Origin of the sequence: Rudaea sp., assembly GCF_036383415.1 — a bacterium.
GTDB lineage: Bacteria > Pseudomonadota > Gammaproteobacteria > Xanthomonadales > Rhodanobacteraceae > Rudaea.
Genome location: NZ_DASVOK010000372.1, coordinates 1 through 6087, shown reverse-complemented (window position 1 = coordinate 6087; position 6087 = coordinate 1). Strand labels below are relative to the sequence as shown.

Below are 6087 nucleotides of genomic sequence, written 5' to 3'. Positions count from 1 at the left end.
CGGCCTGTTCTTCAGTTTGCCGGGTTTGATTTTCGGACCGTTCCTCGGCGCAGTCGCGGGCGAGTTGCTGGTCGGCAGCCAACTGAGCCGCGCCACGCATGTCGGTGTCGGCACGTGGCTGGGGCTGCTGTTCGGCACGCTCGCGAAAATTGCGCTGTGCTTTGCGATGCTCGGGATATTCGCACTCAGTTTCGTGTTCTGAGCGACGCCGGTCATGCCGGTGGCACGATCGATGCTGTTGCTTGTCTTGAGATGTCCAGGCCGATTTGCCGATCCCGGGAAATCGGCATCAGATGATTGAACCTTGCGCCGCGGAACCGGGATAGACCAGTGGGGGGTGTCGTCCTGCGTTGCTGCGCGCATCGCCCTTTTCTCGATGACCGTGACGCGGGTCGGCATGCCGCCCGCCTTCGACCCTAGTTATGGAGTGTGTCATGGCCATCAAAGCAACTTTCTTGTTCCCTTCCCTGAGGCGCCTGCGCCGAATCGCAATGGTCGGTGTTCTGTGCCTGCCCGCCGTGGCGTGGGCGGCAAACGATCAGGGAGGCGGTGCGCATATCCTGATCTCTGATCAATTCAACAACCGCGTCATCGAGGTCAATCCGCAGACGCATGCCATCCTCTGGCAATTCGGCGACGGTTCCGATCAACCCGGGCCGACCAGCGTGGTAGGAGTCAATGATGCTGAACGCTTCGGCGAGTACACCTTGATCTCGGGCACCGGCATCCCGGCGGCGAGTCCGCCATTGCCCGGATGCTCGGATGCGGTGAACGGCTGTCCGGACAATCGCGTCTTCGTGGTCGACAAGCGCGGCCGCATCATCTGGCAATATGGCCAGGCCGGTGTCACGGGTTCCGATGCCGATCAACTCAACACGCCCGTGCACTCGCTGTTTCTTTCCAGCTTCCCGGGCCAGCATGGTTTGTTTGTCATGATCACGGATCAGGGCAACCAGCGCGTGATCCTCGTCGATCTCAAGAAGAACATCGTCTGGCAATACGGCACCACCGGAGTCAGCGGCAGCGGCCCCAACCAGCTCAACAATCCGAACAGCGCTGAGCTTCTGGAAAACGGCAACGTGCTGATCGCCGACGAAAGCAACAATCGCGTCATCGAGGTCAAGCCCGCCGACAACAGCATCGTCGCCACGTTCACCGAGGGCGGCATGCTCAGCGGCGCGGCGTTCGCGAGCCGGCTCGACAACGGCGACACGTTGATCAGCGATTCGGGCAACAATAGCATCGTCGAAGTCGATGCGCATGATGCGATCGTGTGGCAGTACGCGACCAATGCGCAGGCCGGCAGCAATCCGAATCCGGCGCCGACGCGAGGCATACGTTTGCGCAATGGCAACACGCTCATCAGCGATCAGTTCAACAACCGCGTGATCGAAGTGACGAAGGACGGCACCATCGTGTTCCAGCAGGGCATGCTGAACGTCGCCGGCAACGGCGCGAACCAGCTCAACGGGCCCTACGATGCGAAGCGTATCGGCGATTTTACCGGCCTGACGCGGCCATTCGGTTTCGAGGACGACAATGACGATTGAGCACGCGTAAGGCGCGTGCGGGATCGTTCGAGCGATCCCGCATGCCGCTTCCTTCCGCGCGGAGGCTCAGCGCGACAGATGCGCGATGGCGGCGGTGGCCGCATCGCGGTCGGCGTCGTCGAATGCCTGGACGTCGACGGCTTCGATCGTTGCCGGATCAAGGCAATGCACATTGACGTCGTAGCCATGCGGATTCGAGCGCGGCACGTAGAACGACTTGATGCCGCAGATGCGACAGAAGCGGTGCTTCGCTGTGCCCGTGCCGAAGGTGTATTCGCTCAATGCTTCGGAGCCGGCGAGCAGGCGGAAGCGCGTGGCCGGCACGATCAGGTGCAGGTAGCCGCTCATGCGGCAGATCGAGCAGTTGCAGTCGAGCGCAGCAATGCGCGCGGGCGCATCGACCTCGAAACGCACGGCGCCACAGTGGCAGCGGCCGCGATGAGCGACGAATCCGGCTGCGCTCATGTTTTGCCGGGGATCTCAGGTAATACGCCAGGTATTACGTAAAGCAGGATCGACAAATAAAACAGCACGCTGCCGGCGAGCACGAACAGGTGCCAGATCGCGTGGTGATAGCGCAGCGATTTCATCTTGTAGAAGATCACGCCGAGCGAGTACGCAAGGCCGCCGGCAAGCACGAGCCATACGCCGGGGGCCGCCAGCGCGGCGAACAATTGCTTTATCGCGACGATGCCGACCCAGCCCATGCCGAGGTAGAGCGCGACCATCGCGCCGCGGAATCGGCGCAGCGAGGTCAGCTCGAAGAGCGTGCCGAGCGCGGCCAGCGACCAGACGATCGCGAACAGGCTCCAGCCCCAAGTGCCGCGCAACGCGATCAGCACGTACGGCGTGTAGGTGCCGGCAATCAACAGGAAAATCGCGATGTGGTCGAACGCGCGCAGCCGCGGGCGGAGTGGCGCGATGCCGCTCGCGTGCCAGATGCCTGCGCCGTGGTACAGCGTGGACGCGAGGTAGAGCACGATCATCGTCGCGCCGTAGACTACGCATGCGATCGGTGCATAAGGCGCTGCGCTCGCCTGCGCGGCGAGCAGCAGGACGACGGCACCGATGACGGCGAGGACGATGCCGAGGCCGTGCGTCAGCGTGTTGGCAATTTCCTCGCGGTCGGCGTGCGTGGCGGCGATCGATGCATTCATGGCGCGACCTTAGCGCACGTCGCGTTTGAAACATAGCGCGCGTCGCGCGACGGACGACTCAAATCGCAGCGATGTCGGCGAGGATTTCGAACGAACGCAGGCGCGCGGCGTGATCGTGCATCATCGCGGTGATGATGAGTTCGTCCGCCTGCGTGCGTGCGAGGAAATCGGCGACGCCCTTGCGTACCGTATCCGCGGCGCCGACGACCGAGCAGGACAGCGCGTGATCGACCATCGCCAGTTCCTGCGGCGAGGCGAACGCACCGATGTCGTCGATCGGCGCGGGCAATTGACCCGGCGTGCCACGGCGCAGGTTGAGGAAGGCCTGCTGCAGGCTCGTGAACAGACGCTGCGCTTCGGCGTCGCTGTCGGCGGCGAACACGTTGAGCGCGGCCATCGCGTACGGCTGCGCGAGCGTGGCCGACGGCTTGAAGCGGTGCCGGTACAGCGCGAGCGCGTTGTCGAGTTCGGCCGGCGCGAAATGCGAGGCGAACGCGAACGGCAGGCCGAGTGCGGCGGCGAGCTGCGCGCCGTACAGGCTCGAACCGAGGATCCAGATCGGCACCTGCGTGCCTTCGCCCGGAATCGCGCGCACGGGCGCGGCGGCGGTTTCGGGCGCGGCGAAATACGCCTGCAGTTCAAGCACGTCCTGCGGAAAACGATCGACGTCGCCGGCGAGATGGCGGCGCAGCGCGACCATCGTGCGCTGATCGGTGCCGGGCGCGCGGCCGAGGCCGAGATCGATGCGGTCGGGATACAGCGTCGCGAGCGTGCCGAACTGTTCGGCGACGACGAGTGGCGCGTGGTTCGGCAGCATGATGCCGCCGGCGCCGACGCGGATCGTGCGCGTGCCCGCGGCAACGTGGCCGATCACGACCGAGGTCGCCGCGCTCGCGATGCCGGGCATGTTGTGGTGCTCGGCGAGCCAGTAGCGCCGGTAGCCCCAGCGCTCGGCGTGCCGGGCGAGGTCGAGCGTGTTGGCGAGTGATTGCGCGGCGGTCGAGCCGGCGCAGATCGGGGAAAGGTCGAGGACGGAGAGGGGAACGCGTTTGCCGGTCATCGTCGCAAGATGGTGGCGCGGCACGCGCACTCAAGCGTCGCGCCGCGGAGTTCGCGTTCCTCAGCCTTTCTGGTTCTTGCCTTTTTCCGTCGCGGCGACTTGTCCCTTCGGCTGCGCTCCGGCGATGCGCACCTGCGTACCGCTGACGACGCCGTCGGGCGGATTCTCGACGACGCGATCGGTCGCCGCGAGACCGCTTCCGATTTCGATCGTCTTGCCCAGATCGCGCGCGATCGTCACCGGCTTGACCACGATCTTGTCGTCCGCATCGACGGTCGCCACCGAAATGCCTTTCGCGTTGATGATCAGCGCGCTTGCCGGCACGCTGAGCACGTCGCTGCGGTTCTTGAGGTCGAGGCGCACGCTGGCGTAGCCGCCGGGCAGCAGTTCGCCGCCGGGATTGTCGACGAGCAGCTGCATCTGCGTCGTGCCCGATGCGGCGCTGACCGCCTGCGAAGACGCTTCGACGTCGGCCGTATAGGTCTTGTCCGGATATTCGGGCACGCTCAGCGTCGCCTTGGTGCCGGGCGGCACGCTCGGCGCGTAGTTCTGCGGCACGGCAAGGTTGACGCGCAGGCGCTGCGTGTCGGAGACGACGAACAGTTCCGAGCCGGCCGCGCTGCCGGCGTTGACCAGCGCGCCGACGTCGGTGTTGCGCGCGGTGACGATGCCGTCGAACGGCGCGGTGAGGCGCGCGAAATTTTTCATCGCGACGAGGCGCGCGACATTGGCCTGTGCCGAGTTCGCGGCGGCCTGCTTGGCGGCGAGATCGCCGGTCTTCTCGTCGACGTCCTGCTTGGCGACGAGGCTGGTTTTGCCGAGTGCCTGCCAGCGCTGCGCGGTCGTGCGCGAGAGGTTGGCGTTGGCCTGCGCGGTGGCGAGGTCGGCGCGCGCCTGCGCGAGCTGCTGGTCGAGGTCGGGCGTTTCGACTTCGGCGAGCACGTCGCCGGCCTTCACCTTCGCGCCGATGTCGTATTTCCAGTCCTTGACGTAGCCGGGCACGCGCGCGTAGATCGGCGCGCGCTTGAACGCCTCGAGCCGGCCGGGCAATTCGAGGCCGGACGCATTCGCGCTGCTCGCCGGCGGATTGACCGCGACGGTTGGCAGCGCCTGCGCATCGGTCCAGTCGCGCAGGCGCGAGGATTCCGCGGCGCGCACGATCAGTCCATGCGCGACGATTACGACGGCGATGATGACGGCGACGATGCCGGCCAGGCGCAGACCGCGGCGCGAGCCGGGCTTGCGGGAAATATTGTCAGACTGCGACATGGGACTCTCCGAACGATGCTTGCGGCGCCTGATCTGGACGAACCTGGTCGCCATGGCGCCGATGAATGATGCTGAACACGACGGGCACGAAGAACAACGTGGCGATCGTGGCGAAGATCAGGCCGCCGATCACGGCGCGGCCGAGCGGTGCGTTCTGCTCGCCGCCTTCACCGAGGCCGAGCGCCATCGGCAGCATGCCGATGACCATCGCGAGCGCGGTCATCAGCACCGGGCGCAGGCGCACGAAGCCAGCCTCGAGTGCGGCTGCGGTGGCGTCACCGAGCTCGTCGAGCTTTTCGCGCGCGAACGAAATCACGAGCACGCTGTTCGCGGTCGCCACGCCCATGCACATGATCGCGCCGGTCAATGCGGGCACGGATAGCGTCGTGTGCGTGGCGAACAGCATCCAGACGATGCCGGCCAGCGCCGCGGGCAGCGCGGTGATGATGACGAACGGATCGCTCCACGACTGGAAGTTGACGACGATCAGGAAGTAGATCAGCACGATCGCGCCGACGAGGCCGAACAGCAGGCCCGAGAACGCGCTGTTCATCGTCTTCACCTGGCCGAGCAGGACGACGTTGGCGCCCTTGGGTACGTCCTTCGCGTTGGCGTCGATGATCTTTTGGATGTCGGCGGAGACGCCGCCGAGGTCGCGGTCCTGCGTCGTCGCGTAGATCTGCACGAGCGGGCGGATGTCGTATTCGCTGAACACGCCGTTGACCTGCGTGCGCGAGATGTCGGCGATGCCGCCGAGCACCGCGGTCGTGCCGCCGGGCGCGTTGATCGAGAGATTGCGCAGCTTCTCCAGCGAGTCGAGGCTGTACTGCGGCGTCTGCATCACGATCGGATAGGTCACGCCGTTGGCCGGGTTGAGCCAGAACGTCGGTGCGACCTGACTCGATCCGGCGAGGTTGACGACGAGGCTCGAGGTCACGTCGCGCGTGGTCACGCCCGCGTACTGCGCGCGCGTGCGGTCGACGTCGACCTTGAGCGCCGGCGCGCGGCCGGTCTGCTGGATGCGCGCGTCGGCCACGCCGGGCACGCGCCG

At 65.9% G+C, this 6087-nt stretch carries 7 protein-coding genes; 2 read left to right on the top strand and 5 right to left on the bottom strand.

The annotated features are described in order from the left end of the window. A partial coding sequence (locus tag VF497_RS13755) for a DUF456 domain-containing protein (protein WP_330889654.1) occupies positions 1-202 on the top strand: 202 nt, incomplete at its 5' end. A 289-nt stretch (positions 203-491) separates the two neighbouring features. Continuing rightward, on the top strand, positions 492-1550 hold the full coding sequence (locus tag VF497_RS13750; protein WP_330889652.1) for a hypothetical protein: 1059 nt from the start codon (positions 492-494) through the stop codon (positions 1548-1550). A gap of 66 nt (positions 1551-1616) precedes the next feature. Here VF497_RS13750 and VF497_RS13745 read toward each other — a convergent pair whose 3' ends face one another. The 5 genes from VF497_RS13745 to VF497_RS13725 form a co-directional block, all read right to left on the bottom strand. Beyond that, entirely contained in the window at positions 1617-2015 is a 399-nt protein-coding gene (locus VF497_RS13745; protein WP_330889650.1) for a GFA family protein, read from the bottom strand. Then, entirely contained in the window at positions 2012-2707 is a 696-nt protein-coding gene (trhA, locus tag VF497_RS13740) for a PAQR family membrane homeostasis protein TrhA (RefSeq protein ID WP_330889648.1), read from the bottom strand. The genes VF497_RS13745 and trhA overlap by 4 nt, the downstream gene beginning before the upstream one ends. A gap of 58 nt (positions 2708-2765) precedes the next feature. Next, positions 2766-3767: an LLM class flavin-dependent oxidoreductase gene (locus VF497_RS13735; RefSeq protein WP_330889645.1), complete on the bottom strand. Its 1002-nt coding sequence runs from the start codon at positions 3765-3767 to the stop codon at positions 2766-2768. A gap of 60 nt (positions 3768-3827) precedes the next feature. Next, complete coding sequence (locus VF497_RS13730) at positions 3828-5036, bottom strand: efflux RND transporter periplasmic adaptor subunit (protein WP_330889643.1); 1209 nt, start codon at positions 5034-5036, stop codon at positions 3828-3830. Continuing rightward, positions 5023-6087, bottom strand: a 1065-nt coding sequence (locus VF497_RS13725; RefSeq protein WP_330889641.1) for an efflux RND transporter permease subunit, incomplete at its 5' end; no start/stop codon positions are given. The genes VF497_RS13730 and VF497_RS13725, both read right to left, overlap by 14 nt.

Excerpts from the sequence above, each read along its gene's own strand:
- VF497_RS13730 (WP_330889643.1), bottom strand. The coding sequence starts at position 5,036 with ATGTCGCAGTCTGACAATATTTCCCGCAAGCCCGGCTCGCGCCGCGGT.
- VF497_RS13750 (WP_330889652.1), top strand. The coding sequence starts at position 492 with ATGGTCGGTGTTCTGTGCCTGCCCGCCGTGGCGTGGGCGGCAAACGAT.
- VF497_RS13745 (WP_330889650.1), bottom strand. The coding sequence starts at position 2,015 with ATGAGCGCAGCCGGATTCGTCGCTCATCGCGGCCGCTGCCACTGTGGC.
- trhA (WP_330889648.1), bottom strand. The coding sequence starts at position 2,707 with ATGAATGCATCGATCGCCGCCACGCACGCCGACCGCGAGGAAATTGCC.
- VF497_RS13735 (WP_330889645.1), bottom strand. The coding sequence starts at position 3,767 with ATGACCGGCAAACGCGTTCCCCTCTCCGTCCTCGACCTTTCCCCGATC.